The sequence below is a fragment of the Nonomuraea sp. NPDC003707 genome (genome assembly GCF_053587055.1).
Window position 1 is genome coordinate 62,306 of record NZ_JBSFNK010000049.1, and the last position, 13,148, is coordinate 75,453.

Below are 13,148 nucleotides of genomic sequence, written 5' to 3' on the forward strand. Positions count from 1 at the left end.
GGCACTCGGCCCGGCCCGCCGAGGAAGCTGCTCTCGCTGATGGAGATCACCGCCTGCATGAGGTCGGTCCAGCGTTTCTCGGAGGGCGGTTCGCGAGCCGATGCCCTTCCGTCGTTGGGGTTGGGTAAGGCCGGACGGACGTGTCCCGAACCCGTCGTGGTGAACCCGGCCCGCCTGACTTTCGTCTGAGGGAATGTGCGTCGACTCACTCTGCTGACACTCCTGCTCGCCGCCGGCTGTTCGCCCGAGGCGGCGTGTACCGCGATCGGCACCCCCGTCGGTGTGAGCCTGCACATTGCAGCTCCGCTTGCCGCCGAGGCCAGCGCCGCCACGATGGAGGTGTGCTGGGACGGTGCCTGCAAACAGGTCGGCGTCGAGCTGAGGCCGTCCACGCGGGCGACCAGGGAGACCTGTTCCGGTGACAATTGTCGGGCGGATGAAGAGCGGACCGGCGAGAAGAACGGGTTCGGTGACGTGGCGGGGCTGCCCAAACGGCCGGTGACGATCCGGCTGACGCTGCACGGCGCCGGCACGAAGCCGCTGCTGGAACGTAGGCTCGAGGTCACACCGAAGGGACGTTTCCCGAACGGCCCAGAGTGCGGGGAAGGCGGCCCCAATGTTGTCCTCACGGTGGCGGCGGACGGGTCGGTACGAGAGGGATGACGGTGATCGGTTGTCATCTGGCCAGTACGTTCCGCGAGTTGATGTCCCTTTCGTCGTCGGGGTTGGGACAGGCCGGCCGGCCGGAGGCTCACCGGTCCGGCTTTGGGCGCGGCTGGGTGAACGATCCCGGCTCGGTCTCGACGAGGATGCCGCGGCTGGCCAGGCGTTTGAGCTTGGCGCGGACGTGCTGGATGCCGTTCCGTGTCAGGGCCGGGTCACGGGCGCGCAGGGAGCCGCCGACCTCGCCGAAGACGGTGAGACTCTGCTGGTAGGCGGGGCGATCGGGGACAGTCGGCGGCGCGATCGGTTCGGCCGGGGCGAGATCCTCGTCGGCGAGGGAGATCAGGGTCTTGCGGCTGATCCGCAGGTGCTTGATCGTCTTGCTGAGTTCGTCCAGACGCGCGGAAAGAGCGTCGATCTCCGCGTGGGCGGAATCCGATGGCTGGGGAGATGCCGAGGGCCGGAGTGATCGCGGCACGTCATGCGTACTCCGGGGGGCGCTGCACGAACACTGCGACGAGGCCCACGACGGGATGAGCGGCGGCAGAGGCGTTCGGCTTCGAGAAGGCCCAACTGATTCTGTAGGTGAGTGTGGGCGCCACATCTGGGCGCGTTTTGACTCCACCTCGGGACGCGGAGGGGGTCTAGGGCCTATATCGAAGTCGGCGGCGAGGTGGGCCGCTGCGGTCTCTCGGCCGCGTGCGGCCTTGGCTCGCTCACCTGCTCGCCACGCCCCACCGCGACTCGGCGACGGTGGTGGCCGGCTGGGGTGCGTGCCTGGTCGGATCGACGTTTGACGGGTTTCTGGGCAGGGTTTGGACCGATAGGCTTGTGTGCGCTACAACTCCGCGTTCGACGGCTGGTCAGCCGACGATCTGTCATGTTCCCGGGGGTCGGCGTGGCCTTGCCAGTTCATCCGGTCCAGCCTGACGACGAGGGGCGGCCGGTCGGTGGCGTTGGTTTGCGCCTGCAGGTCCTCGGCCCGTTACGGGTGTGGCGGGACGGTGTCGAGCTGGATACCGGTCCCCGGCAGCAGGCGTATCTGCTGGCTTTGCTGCTGGCTCGGGTGGGCAGGCCGATCAGCGCGAGCGAGTTGATCGATCTGATCTGGGGCGACGGCGTCCCCAGCAGCGCGCTCAACATCATCCAGAAGTACGTCGGCGCGTTGCGGCGGCTGCTCGAACCCGCGATCCCCTCCCGCAGAACCGGCTCATACCTGCACCGCCGCGGCAACGCCTACCTGTTCACGGCGCCTTCCGGCATGTTGGACCTGGTCGCCTTCCGGGGGCTCGTCGAGACCGCGAAAGAGGCCCTCGCAGAGCATCGTCACGAAACGGCGCTTGATCGCTACATCGAAGCGCTCGGCCTGTGGCAGGGCCGTGCGGGCGACGGATTCACGCATGGGCCAACCGCGTTGCCGATCTTCGCGGCCCTCGACGACGAGTTCCACGCCGCGTGCGCTGCAGCGGCCGAACTGGCGATGTCGCTGCGCCGGCCGGTGCCTGTGCTGCCGGCGTTGCGGCTGGCCGCATCGATGGCGCCGTTCCATGAACCGGTGCAGGCCAGCCTTATCGCCATCCTCGGGGCCGCGGGACGCCGTGCGGAGGCACTGTCGGCGTTCCGCACGGTCAGCGACTGCTTTGCCGACGAGCTCGGTGTCGAGCCCGGCCCGGCGCTGCAGGCCGCATATCTGCAGGTACTGGCGCAGCCTCCGACGTCGCCGGTCGTGACGGGTGCGGACGTCGGGGGTGACGGCGCGTCGGCGCGAGCGGCGGCCGCGCTGGTTGGCCGGGCCGAGGAGCTCGCCATCCTGCGGCAAGCCGTCGAGATGGCACTCGCCGGCCACTCGGCGCTCGCCATCGTCGAAGGCGAACCGGGCGTGGGCAAGACCCGCCTGCTGCAGGAAACCGCCGCCGAGGCGAGCCGGCTCGGCCCGTTCGTGGTCTGGGGTTCCTGCTTGGAAGGTGATGGAACACCGCCGATGTGGCCGTGGGAGCAGGCGCTCCGTCCGATCCTCGACAGCCTGCCGGCGCCGTTGCGGGAGAAATGGCTCGCCAGTGATCTCGGCGGCCTCCTCGAACCGCGAAACGACAGCGCGGCCGCGCCAACGGTTCCTGACAGCGGCGCCCAGTTCCGCCTGCTCGAACAGGTCGTCACCGTAGTCGGGCAGGCCTCGGCGCAACGGCCCACGCTGCTGATCCTCGATGATCTCCAATGGGCTGACACCGCCTCGCTCCAGCTGTTCGGCCACCTCGCGGCCCGGCTACCCGCCGGCACGGTGATCATCGGCGCGCTCCGTGATCGCGCACCCGTACCCGGCTCTGACTTGTCGCGGGTCCTGGCCGCGGCCAGTCGGCTGCCGGATCACCGCAGGATCCGGCTCGGCCCGCTCGGCTTGACCGAGGTGACCGAGCTCATCCGCCGCGAAATCGGCCAGGACCCGGGCGCTGATGTCGCCTGCGGCATCCATACCCGTACGGCCGGCAATCCGTTCTTCGTCCGGGAGCTGTCCCGGCTCCTGAGCGATGGCGGCTCGCTGCGCGACGGCGAGGCAGCAGTGCCGGCTGGGGTACCGGCCACCGTACGAGACGTCATCCGCGACCGGATGGCCGGTCTCGACGACAGCGCTCGCGACCTGCTGCATGTCGCCGCGCTCATCGGCCGCGACGTGGACCTCGCCCTGCTCGCCGCCGCGGGCGGCGTCGACGTCGCGGACTGCCTCGAACGCCTCGAACCGCTGCAGGCGCTCGGTCTGCTGGAAACCAAGCCGGAAAGCCCGCACTCGCTACGGTTCGCGCACGACCTGGTCCGCGAGTCGGTCACCGAGACCACGACGCGGCAGCAGACCGTCCACCTGCATCTGCTGGTCGCCGACGCCCTCGAACGCACCCATGTGGACGACGAGTCCGTCGCCGAACGCCTCGCCTACCACCTCTGGGCCGCCGGCCCGCTCGCCGACCCGGCTCGCACCGCGCAGGCACTGGCCCGTGCTGGGCGCCGTGCGGCGACCAAGCTCGCGTTCGCGGACGCCGCTCGGCACCTGGAATCGGCCGCCCAGATCGCGCGCACGGCCGGCCTGCGGGACCTGGAGCTGTCGGTGCTGTCACTGCTCACCCTTGTTGCCAGCAGGCACGGGGGATACGGCAGTTCGGCGTTCGACCTGCTGGAGCGGGCCGCGTACCTGGCCCGCATGCTCGGCCGCGAGACGGAGGCCGTCCACTTTCTGTTCGTTCGACTCGTCGGGGCCTACACCTCGATCGAGAAGGACCGTGGGAGGTGGGCTCGCCGAGTGTACGAGCAAGGACAGGCGTCCGCCGACCCGATCATCCAGGCGTACGGTCGGCATGCCTGGGGCCTGTACCAGTGGGACATCGGCAACATCGGCGAGGCGTACCGCTTCTTCAGCGCGCAAGGCCACACCAGCCCGCACCATGGTGCCGGCGACCTCGGACCGTGGAAGGTGCCGAATGAACGGATCGGTTGGCTGGCCGTGATCACCGCGCTGCACGGCGATGTCGAGACGGCACGGTCCGCGATCGACAAGGCGTACCTGGCCGACGAAGACCTGTTTGCGATGTCGGTCTGGGCCTATTACCACACCATGGCGGCCTCGATGGCCGGTGACGCGCGATGGGTGATGTGGGCGGCCGAGCGGTGGATCGCGGCCGGCGCCGACCGCTCCGGCGTCGCGCACGAGCACTACATCTGGCTGGACTGGCACTGGGCCTGCGCACTCACCGGCGACGACCCGGCCGGCAAGGCGGCAGAGGCCGAACAACTCCTGGCCGCGACCCTCCTCGACCCGCCGCGATGGGGCATCGCATACCACTACGGACTGATCGCCGAGATGTGGCTGGCCGCCGACATGCCCGACGCGGCCGCAACCGCCCTCGACCGAGCCGACCAGGCCCTCACGGCCTACGGCCAACGTTACGCCGAAGGGCTCCTGCTGTTGCTGCGCGCGCGCCTGCTGCACGCCCGCGGCGAACCCGTCGACGTCGTGCGAGCCGCCGCCGAAGCAGCCCGCGCCCGATCGGACGAACGCGGGGCCTACCTCTTCGCGCGCCGCTCCGAGCGGTTCCTGGCCGAAATCGACCAGGAATCGCCGGACATTTGATCGCGCGCTGGACGGTGGGCTGGGCCTCTGATGTTCGGGCGTGTCGAGATCGACAATGAGCGAGGTCTCCGGTAGGTGGTTGACCAAGAAAAACCGGAGACCACCGGAGACATCGTGACCGCCATAGCGGTGACGAGGCGGCACGACCTGACCGACGCACAGTGGGCGGTGCTGGAGCCGCTGCTGCCGCAGCCTCGGAAGCCGGGTCGGCCGCCGCAATGGAGTAGGCGGCAGCTCATTGACGGGATCCGGTGGCGGGTCCGGGCCGGGACGCCGTGGCGGGACGTCCCGGAGTGTTACGGGTCCTGGGCGGCGGCGTACAGCGTGTTCCGCCGCTGGCAGCGGGACGGGACGTGGGCGCGGATGCTGACCGCGTTGCAGGCCATCGCCGATGCGGCGGGCCGGATCGTGTGGGACGTGTCGGTGGACTCCACGATCGCTCGAGCGCATCAGCATGCCGCCGGGGCGCGGAAAAGGGGGATTTACAGGCCGAACCGCCGGGCTCGTGAGGAGCCGGCTGATCATGCGTTGGGCCGGTCTCGTGGCGGGCCGACCACGAAGATCCATCTGGGCTGTGAGCAGGGGAGGCGAAGCCGACTAAGAGCGTCCGCCAGTAGGTCATCGGATGCGTGGTGTGCGGGGTCGTGTGTCCCATCGGTAGTGGGTCCAGGCGCGTCGGATCAGGCAGCGCACAGTGATGATCACGGAGGCCAGAGCGAGGAAGAAGTCGACAGTGGCTCTGCGTCTTTCTGTGCAGCGACGCAGCCTGCCGAAGTTGTTCATCCAGGAATTCGTGCGCTCGACCACCCACCGTCCGCCGGTCTGGATCGGGACTTTCGCCCCACGTGGGATGATGCATGCGTCGATGTTCCTGTCGGCCAGGCCGTCGTGGACAACGCGGTAGTCATAGCCCGCATCCAGACTCAGGCGGGGGCGCTTCGGCAGCGGACCGAGGGCTTTCTCCAGGCTGGCGTAGCGTTCGAGGGTGGGCGGCAGCAGGGTGTGGTTCCGCACGTTCGCGGGCGCCGGCTCGGTGACCAGCGGTATGCCCTGCGCCTCGGTCAACTGCGAGCGTTTCATGCCCTGTTTGGCCCGGTCAACCGGGCTCTTGCCGGCGCACTCGCCGCCAGAGGGTGCTTTGGTGATGCAGCCGTCGGCGACCAGGTGGTCCAGTTCGAGGCCGATCATGCGGTCATAGGCGGCCAGGACCAGTAACCGGAGATGCTCCATCACGCCCAGTGCGATCCACTCGTCCCTCCTGCGGCGAAGGGTCGTGGCCGAGCAGTGCTCGTCCGCGACGCGCTCGTATCCACTGCCGAAGACCAGCACCTGGACCAGCCGGCCGAAGACCACTGTGTCTGCGATCCGTGGGTTGTGGCAGCCCAGCGGATGCCGGTCTTCCCGCACGGGCAGCAGCGCGAGGAACTGGTCCCGGACGGGGCCGAGAATGCATGACGGAACGGCAGGCACGGATCCCCAATGATCACGAAGCGTGGACAACTCCATGATCGGGACCGCGCCTGCACCACTACAACCACCTACTGACAGACACTCTCAACGACCGTGTCACGAGCTCTCAGCACACGTGCCCCGTCATGGTCGTATCCCAGCGCATACCAGCGACCATGTGCTCCAGGTAGCCCGCGTCGCTGACCGTCACCACGATCTCTGCGTAAGGGATCTCAGCGAAGGAGTAGTCCTCCCCCAGCTCCAGCCCATCCCACACGTCCAGCTCCCCCGGACCCTCCAGTGTGGCCTCGCTCAGGTGCGGGACGCTCCGGTAGGGGCTGATGTCGTAGGAGACCACGATGTCGGCGGCGCATTGTGAGAACTCCTCGGCGTTGCCGGAAGTCATCACGTAATGCGAAATGCCGTCGTATCCCTTGCTCCCGTCCAACTCGTACACGTCTTTCGCCTTGCGCCTGGGTTCGAGCACGGTCTTGCCGTCGTCCGCGAGCAGGTACCCGTTTTTGGTAACCCGTATGGTCTTGCCGAGGATGAGTTCGTAAAGCTTCCAGAACTCGTCCTTCAGCCGCATGCCTGCCGTGATGGCCTTGCCCTGCTCCTCGGTGAAGGGGTACCGCTCTTCGCCGCCTCCCTCACTACTGTCCTCGTTGTGCAGGAACCCGTTATCCAGGTGCCACCAGGCGTCCACCAGGAGAGACAGGGGAAAGCCGGCCTCCTGCGGCACTGATGGGACGTCGGGGTTGATAACGTGCACCCTCCCACGGAGGGTCGAGCCTTCGACCGAGTCGACGGACACGGTGAAGATACTGGTCATGCTGGGGCGCCCCTTCAGTCGGAAGTGCTGGTCACGCTTGATCACCAGCCAATCCGGATAGTAGGCGGCCCTACTGACACTCGCTCCCGGCGTCATACGCGCCCACGCATCCGATGCCTACTGGCGGACGCTCTAAGCGCTGGTGGTGGCGGCGTCGGCTTCCGCGCGAGCGCGAGTTCGTGCCAGGCAGTAGGACTCGGTTCCGGTTTCGATGATGTTCCCTGTCAAGTCAGCGTGTTGAAGATCTTGTCGCCTTCTCAGAGCTCTTCGACGCGTGCGAAGAGGACTGCTCCTGGAGCACTCCCGTCCAGATCGAGCAGCATTTGGGCCTTGACCGTGAATCCGGCATCGCGCAGCCATCCCGCCACTTGCGTGGGCTGGCGCAGGTGAACGTGAACCTTCATGGGATGCCCGCCGTAACCTCGGGTCTTCAGCCGTGACTCGTCACCGACGTGGAACCCGAGCAGTAGTGTCCCGCCGGGCCGTAGCACCCGCTTGAAGTGGTCGAAGGCCGTGAGAACCGCGTCGTCGGGGACATGAATCAGCGACCAGAAACCGAGCAGGCCGGCGACCGAAGCGTCAGGGAGGTCGAGATCGGTCATCGACCCCACCTCGAACCGCAGATGGGGGTGGTCACGTCGGGCCACTTCGATCATCGTGGGAGAAAGGTCGATGCCGAACGCGTCGAGGCCCAACTCCTGCAGGTGAACCGTGACATGCCCGGGTCCGCAACCCACGTCAGCCACCGGTCCGTCTCCTGCGGTGCGAACCAACTCCGCGAACAACGCCAGAGTTGCCCGAAGGTAGGGGTTCTCGTCCAGCGCCTCGCGCATCTGGTCGGCGTAGCTGACAGCAACCGTGTCATAGGAGGCCCGGGTGTCCTCCAACCAGTTATCCGTGTTCATGCGCTGACACCCTAGTGGGCGATCAAGGTCTGTAAGGGTGTCCGGTGGTAGAAGGATCATGTAGTGAGTTCACTGCGAACGGTTTCTCAGCGCCGGTGGTGAAGCGGCGTGACGTTCGGTTCGGGCAGCTCCAACTGCTCGCGCAGTTCCTGGTTTTCCAGAGTGAGCTGGTGGACGACTCGGACCAGGGCGGGGACGTCTTCCTTGATCTGCGCGAGTTCCTTGTTCTTGTTCGCGATCGTCTTCTTCAGCTTCGTGATATCGGCGCGGAGCCGGACCTCGACGTCTGGGGTCGCGCCGCGTGCCTTGACCAGTTCGTAGAACTCGTTCTTCAGGTCGGTGTGGCGCTGGGTGAGGGCATTGCGCGGGACCCGCGACTCTTGGGCGAGCGAGACGATGGTCAGGGCGCCGTTGGAGTGTTCGGCCTGGTCGTTGAGGAGGCGGTGGATGCCGGCGCGGATGCGTTCGCGTTCGTCAGGGGTCGGGCTCATGTGGCGTCCTTGACAGTGATGCGGGTGCGGTCGTGGGTGTCGGCCAGGTCGCGGAGGCGGCCGGCGTTGGCGCGGAGCCGATCGCCGATCGGTCGTGCGGCGAAGGCAGCACGCTTGTCGAGGAACTCGGCGCGTTCGCGGAGTTGGGCGGCGTGCTCATCGGTGCGGATGATGTTGCCGCAGCCGGGGACACAGCGGTCGAGGGTGGGGGTGTCCCGGACGCCGTCGCGATGGCATAGGGCCTGAGCGCGCTTGTAGTGACACAGCACGAACGCCTGCGGGTTGTCGTAGATCATGGCGTCCTCGTTGGCGATCAGGCGTTTGGCCGTGGCTGCGGTGATGACGGTGCCTGCGAAGCGAGGTGCCTTCGCTGCGGCCTTGATGGCGCGGCGGGCGGCGGGTCCGGACACGCCGCCGCCGTCGGCCAGGTGGTCGTTGAGGCCGATGACCGTGTCGGCGACGGCGCGGGCGGTCTCGATGTCGATGAGGTCGTGGATGCCGTTGCGGGAGCGGGAGCTGTATCCGTCGGTGATCGTGGAGAAGGCCGTGCGCAGGTGGCCGTACTGGATCGCGAGGGCGACGAGCCCGCCGGGACGGCGGGCGATGTGCCAGGCCAGCGACCGCCTGAACCGGGCGGTGCCAATGGCGCCGTGCGGGTCCGGCGGAATGGCCTCGGCGGGAACATCATGCTTGGTGGCCTCGGCGTTCGCCCAGGCGATGAACGCCTCGATGCGGTCTCGCATCGTGTCGAGCTTGAGCGATCCCGTGCCCGGGCGGCGCCCGGTGACGTCATGGGCGGCTTTGTCGAACAGCAGGCCGCCAGGAGGGACCATACGTTTCAGGACGCGGATGGCGTTGACGACCGGCGTGATCGCCACCCATGGGACGTCCCGGTCTGCTCCGGCGGAGTCGTGGTTTCCCTGCTCGTCGGTGGCAGTCTTGAACGTCCTACCGCGTATCAGGTGCCGCCCGGTCGTGCCGTCGCCGCCTTGCTCCGGATCCGAGCAGCAGTCGGTGCGCAACCCCAGCACCACTGGTGGAGGGGTGTTATTCCGACCGTGCGCTATTCCTCGGGTTAGAGGGTAGCTCGCGGTGGCTCCGTGAGCAGTGCGGCCGCCGCGAAGGCCGCCGCGGTAATGGCTTGCGCGGCTCAGGCCAAGCCGACCGTAGCGCCTTGGCGACTGTACGGCGCCCTACCCCGTACTTGTGTGCCAGCGCCCGCCCGGACAGGCCCGCCTGCGCATCACGGCGGATCGCCGCGGACAACTCGACCTTCGCCCTCGACACGCGCATCGGCGCCCCCATCGCCGGAGAAGCACGTCCACCGTGTCACCGCAACCCCGCCGATGGAGTCAAAACTCATCGACATCACTTCTCAGCTACATGGGCTGGCATCACTACTGACCGACAACTGGTGCCTGAAGTCACCGGCAGATCCGGCAGGATGCCTCCCAGGCCCTGGCTGACCCGCTTGTCAGGCAGGGCCTTCGGACGACGCTCCCCGCTGGGGCAGGGGCGTTGGGCGATGATCGGCGGCCCGGCCGCCGTCTCGGCACCCTCGCGGCGGGCGCGCTGGGCGGGCCCGCGAAAGCGACCGGCGGTTCGGCAGCGGTCCGCTGGCGCCTGCATCTTCTGGAACGCTCGCTGGATCCCTAGAGCTGACTCATCCGGCGCTCCCCGCCCTCCCAGCGGGCAACGACCTCCACCATCTCGGGAAACGCATCGATGAACGCGTCCACGCGATGCCCGTCGAAATCCGCACGCCGCCTGACGCCGCTCTGCATGCAGGCGATGAAACCCAGCCCCGCCCCGTTGGCGGCTTGAGCGTCACCGGGGGAGTCGCCCACGTACACGCACTGACCGGGCTCCAGCCCTGTCGCAGCCAGCAACTCGTCGAAAGCGCGGCCGTCCGGCTTGCCGAAACGCACATTGCCGGCGTGGTAAACGCCGTCCAACCGGCCCGCCAGGACATGATCCGGTGCCAGCAGATGCTCCACCTCCGCCTCTGTGCGAGAGGTCAGCAGCAGGACATCGTGCCCCGCCGCGGCGAGCTCATCGAGGGCCCACAGGTTCTCCGGCGTGACCGCATCCAGCCGGCCGTCCGCCACGTACTTCCCGAGCACCTCCCGATATACCGCCGCGAACGCCACGAGATCGACGCCCGGCGAACGCTTCGGCATCGCCTCCAGCAGCGGCAACCCCCACGTGGACAGATGCACCGGCCGGGACATCGGTGCACGGCCGAGACGCGCCAGGACCTCGTTCTCCAGCTCGAAACACGCCGCCTCGGTCAGGCAGAGCGTGTCATCCACATCGATCACCACGGCGCGAATCACACCGCCACCCTAACGACGCCACCGCCGGCGCAGCAGACAGGCGGCAGGAGGCGAGCGAGCGAGCTATCCAACGTGCACCTGTTGAGCAGCCCGTACAGCTCTCCGGAAGCGCCCGTCCCCCGCCGACGAAACCCTGGCCGCCCTGACCCCGCTCGGCGGCCGACGTCGTGACCGCCCTGATCCAGGCAGCCCGCGGCGCAGGCGGCGGGCCGGCTTCGGGTCACGAGCAGGCGGGCGGCTCCAGTCGGGCCGCCATACGCTCGTGCTTCGGCTGCGCCGCCGTCTCCTGGGAGCCGAGGAGCGCGCGGGTGAGTGCCTGGCCGTCGCCCGCCATCGCCTGCAGCGCCGTGTCGAAATGATCGTCGGTGAGCACTCGCTCGTCGGAGCGCAACGCGACCAGGATGACCCGGCGCAGCAGTTCTTTGATGAACGACGCCGTGACCCCCTCGGTGGCGGCGACCACCTTGGCGGTGTCGGCGACAATGGGCCGGTTGCGGGCGTACAGGCGGATCAGGCGTTCGCGCGCCGCCGCGTCAGGCGGCGGCACCTCCACCGCGAGGTCCACCCGGCCGGGCCGCTGCACCAGGGCCTTCTCCAGGGCCTCCACCCGGTTGGTGGTCAGGACGAACGTCACGTCGACGTCGCCGCTGATCCCGTCCATGGCATCCAGCAGGGAGAACAGCAGCGGGCTGGTCTCGTGGTGGCTGCGGTCCTCGGCGATCAGGTCCACGTCCTCGACGACCACGATGGACGGTTGCAGCTTGCGCGCCACCGCCACCGCGTAGTCGATCTTGCGCATGGCGGGTCCGGTCATCAGCACCGCCGTGTGCTCGCGCAGCCGCCCGATGAGGTAGCGCGTGGTGTGGGTCTTGCCCGTGCCCGGCGGGCCGTACAGCAGCAGGCCCCGGCGCAGGTGCTGGCCGGCCTCGGTGAGGCGGTCGGCGTGCTCGGCGATCCCCACGACGTGCTCCTCGATGGCCTCCAGCCGTCCTTCCGGCAGGACCACCTCGTCGGGGTCCAGCTCGGGGCGGGGCAGGAAGGTGAGCAGTTCGTTCTCCCTGTGCTCGCTGAAGCCGAAGCTGAGCACCTGGCCGCGGAACGGGTCGTTGTCCTGTTTGAGCCGGTTCACCTCGTCACGTACGGCGCTCGCCACATCCCGCCGGGCCGCCAGCACGGTGAGCAGGCTGTGGCCGTCGTAGTCGTCCTTGTTGCTCAGCCCGATGAGCACCGGGGCGCCGTCGGGCGCCGCCGTGGCGACCAGGCCGAGCTGCACGATCTCGATCGTGGTGTCGGGGCCGATCGGGGCCGTTCCGTAGTCGGGGCGGCCGAGCATGCGGCTGCCCTCACGCATCGCCGCGAGCAGCATGTTGATGATGCTCTCCCAGCGCCGCTCGCCGCCCACTATGCCGAACCACTGCGCGCCGGGGGAGTGGGCGTCCAGGTAGAGGTCGGCGGCCGTCTGCAGCGCGGCGTGCTCGTAGAGCCGGTACTTCTCCTCCACGACGACCACGTCGCTGAGCGGGCAGCCGAGGTGCTCGGTCACCTTGGCGACCAGCGGAGAGGTGGCGTTGGCCTCGCCGATCCGCTCGGCCACCACGGTGTAGACCTGCCGCAGGCTCTCGGCGAGCGCTCGCGCGTCGGCGAGTTCGATGTCGGTCACATCCCTATCATCGCGATCGGGGCGGACGAATGCGCCTGATTAATTGCCACCGGGTACGTCCTGGTGCATCCGGAAATCCCGCGCGGGACCGAGAACGCGTACGCCCATCTGGCTTGTGCGCCACCGCACCGGCCATTGCGAACGTACGCACCGGCGCGGTTGCGCACCGGTTTCCGGGCAGAACCCACAGGGGCAATCCCCTCCAGGCCCGCGAGGAGGACGGCAACTCAACGAGGCGGGAAGTAGCTTTGATCGACTCGGCGGGAGTGACTCGCTAAGGTGAGGCGCCCCCTCATTCCCGCCGTCGCTGGAAGTGCCACGTGATCTCTCGTTACCGTCTGGGCCTTCCGGCTCTGCTCCTCACGGGCCTTTATCTTGGTGCGCTGGCAGTCGCCGCGGCGATCGCGCTGACCTCTGGCGGTGTCGGCATGTTGTGGCGGCTGACCCTCTTCACACCGGTGGACGAATCCACCCCCGCGACGTGGCCGAACGTACTCGTCATGCTGGTGGCCGGTCTGCCATGTGCCTGGGCGCAGGCCCCGGCCGGAACCCTCCGACGGCCCATCGTGACCCAGGTCTGAATTCCCGAGCCCGATCTGGCCGGGTCTGTACGGTCACTGGTGTAACTCCTGATCAAGGAGAACGCACCTGATGAGTACTGTGATCCAGGCATCGACGGAGATCGACCTGGAGGA

At 68.2% G+C, this 13,148-nt stretch carries 11 protein-coding genes and 1 pseudogene; 4 read left to right on the forward strand and 8 right to left on the reverse strand.

Annotation, left to right across the window (positions count from 1 at the left end; all coding sequences use genetic code 11):
- The first annotated feature begins 195 nt into the window (after positions 1 to 195).
- Positions 196 to 663 (forward strand): hypothetical protein, encoded by a 468-nt coding sequence (locus ACWDRB_RS59845; protein ID WP_449910577.1) that lies wholly within the window; start codon positions 196 to 198, stop codon positions 661 to 663.
- An 88-nt stretch (positions 664 to 751) separates the two neighbouring features.
- Here the strand turns inward: ACWDRB_RS59845 and ACWDRB_RS59850 are convergent, their stop codons facing one another.
- A complete protein-coding gene (locus ACWDRB_RS59850) occupies positions 752 to 1,141 on the reverse strand; it encodes a hypothetical protein (protein WP_449910579.1) in 390 nt (129 codons plus the stop codon).
- Between the two features lie 402 nt (positions 1,142 to 1,543).
- On the opposite strand from ACWDRB_RS59850, the gene ACWDRB_RS59855 reads away from it, so the two are divergent.
- Positions 1,544 to 4,780 (forward strand): AAA family ATPase, encoded by a 3,237-nt coding sequence (locus tag ACWDRB_RS59855; protein WP_449910580.1) that lies wholly within the window; start codon positions 1,544 to 1,546, stop codon positions 4,778 to 4,780.
- Positions 4,781 to 4,948: 168 nt separating this feature from the next.
- Positions 4,949 to 5,347: pseudogene (locus tag ACWDRB_RS59860) on the forward strand (IS5 family transposase); the annotation flags it as partial.
- Positions 5,348 to 5,398: 51 nt separating this feature from the next.
- On the opposite strand, the gene ACWDRB_RS59865 reads toward ACWDRB_RS59860, so the two are convergent.
- The 7 genes from ACWDRB_RS59865 to ACWDRB_RS59895 form a co-directional block, all read right to left on the reverse strand.
- On the reverse strand, positions 5,399 to 6,250 hold the full coding sequence (locus ACWDRB_RS59865) for an IS5 family transposase (protein WP_449910596.1): 852 nt from the start codon (positions 6,248 to 6,250) through the stop codon (positions 5,399 to 5,401).
- A gap of 106 nt (positions 6,251 to 6,356) precedes the next feature.
- On the reverse strand, positions 6,357 to 7,061 hold the full coding sequence (locus tag ACWDRB_RS59870; RefSeq protein ID WP_449910582.1) for a hypothetical protein: 705 nt from the start codon (positions 7,059 to 7,061) through the stop codon (positions 6,357 to 6,359).
- Between the two features lie 257 nt (positions 7,062 to 7,318).
- Positions 7,319 to 7,966, reverse strand: a complete 648-nt coding sequence (locus ACWDRB_RS59875) for a class I SAM-dependent DNA methyltransferase (RefSeq protein ID WP_449910584.1) — start codon at positions 7,964 to 7,966, stop codon at positions 7,319 to 7,321.
- Positions 7,967 to 8,052: 86 nt separating this feature from the next.
- The gene (locus ACWDRB_RS59880; RefSeq protein WP_449910586.1) at positions 8,053 to 8,457 is read right to left on the reverse strand and encodes a hypothetical protein; all 405 of its coding nucleotides are present in this window, start codon (positions 8,455 to 8,457) and stop codon (positions 8,053 to 8,055) included.
- Entirely contained in the window at positions 8,454 to 9,491 is a 1,038-nt protein-coding gene (locus ACWDRB_RS59885; protein WP_449910588.1) for a hypothetical protein, read from the reverse strand. Before ACWDRB_RS59885 ends, ACWDRB_RS59880 begins: the two co-directional genes overlap by 4 nt.
- A 618-nt stretch (positions 9,492 to 10,109) precedes the next feature.
- Positions 10,110 to 10,793 (reverse strand): HAD family hydrolase, encoded by a 684-nt coding sequence (locus tag ACWDRB_RS59890; RefSeq protein ID WP_449910590.1) that lies wholly within the window; start codon positions 10,791 to 10,793, stop codon positions 10,110 to 10,112.
- A 220-nt stretch (positions 10,794 to 11,013) separates the two neighbouring features.
- Positions 11,014 to 12,453 carry an AAA family ATPase gene (locus ACWDRB_RS59895; RefSeq protein ID WP_449910592.1) on the reverse strand — a complete coding sequence of 480 codons (1,440 nt, stop codon included), beginning with the start codon at positions 12,451 to 12,453 and terminating at the stop codon, positions 11,014 to 11,016.
- A 320-nt stretch (positions 12,454 to 12,773) separates the two neighbouring features.
- Between ACWDRB_RS59895 and ACWDRB_RS59900 the strand changes: the two genes are divergently transcribed.
- Complete coding sequence (locus ACWDRB_RS59900) at positions 12,774 to 13,034, forward strand: hypothetical protein (RefSeq protein ID WP_449910594.1); 261 nt, start codon at positions 12,774 to 12,776, stop codon at positions 13,032 to 13,034.
- Positions 13,035 to 13,148 lie beyond the last annotated feature (114 nt).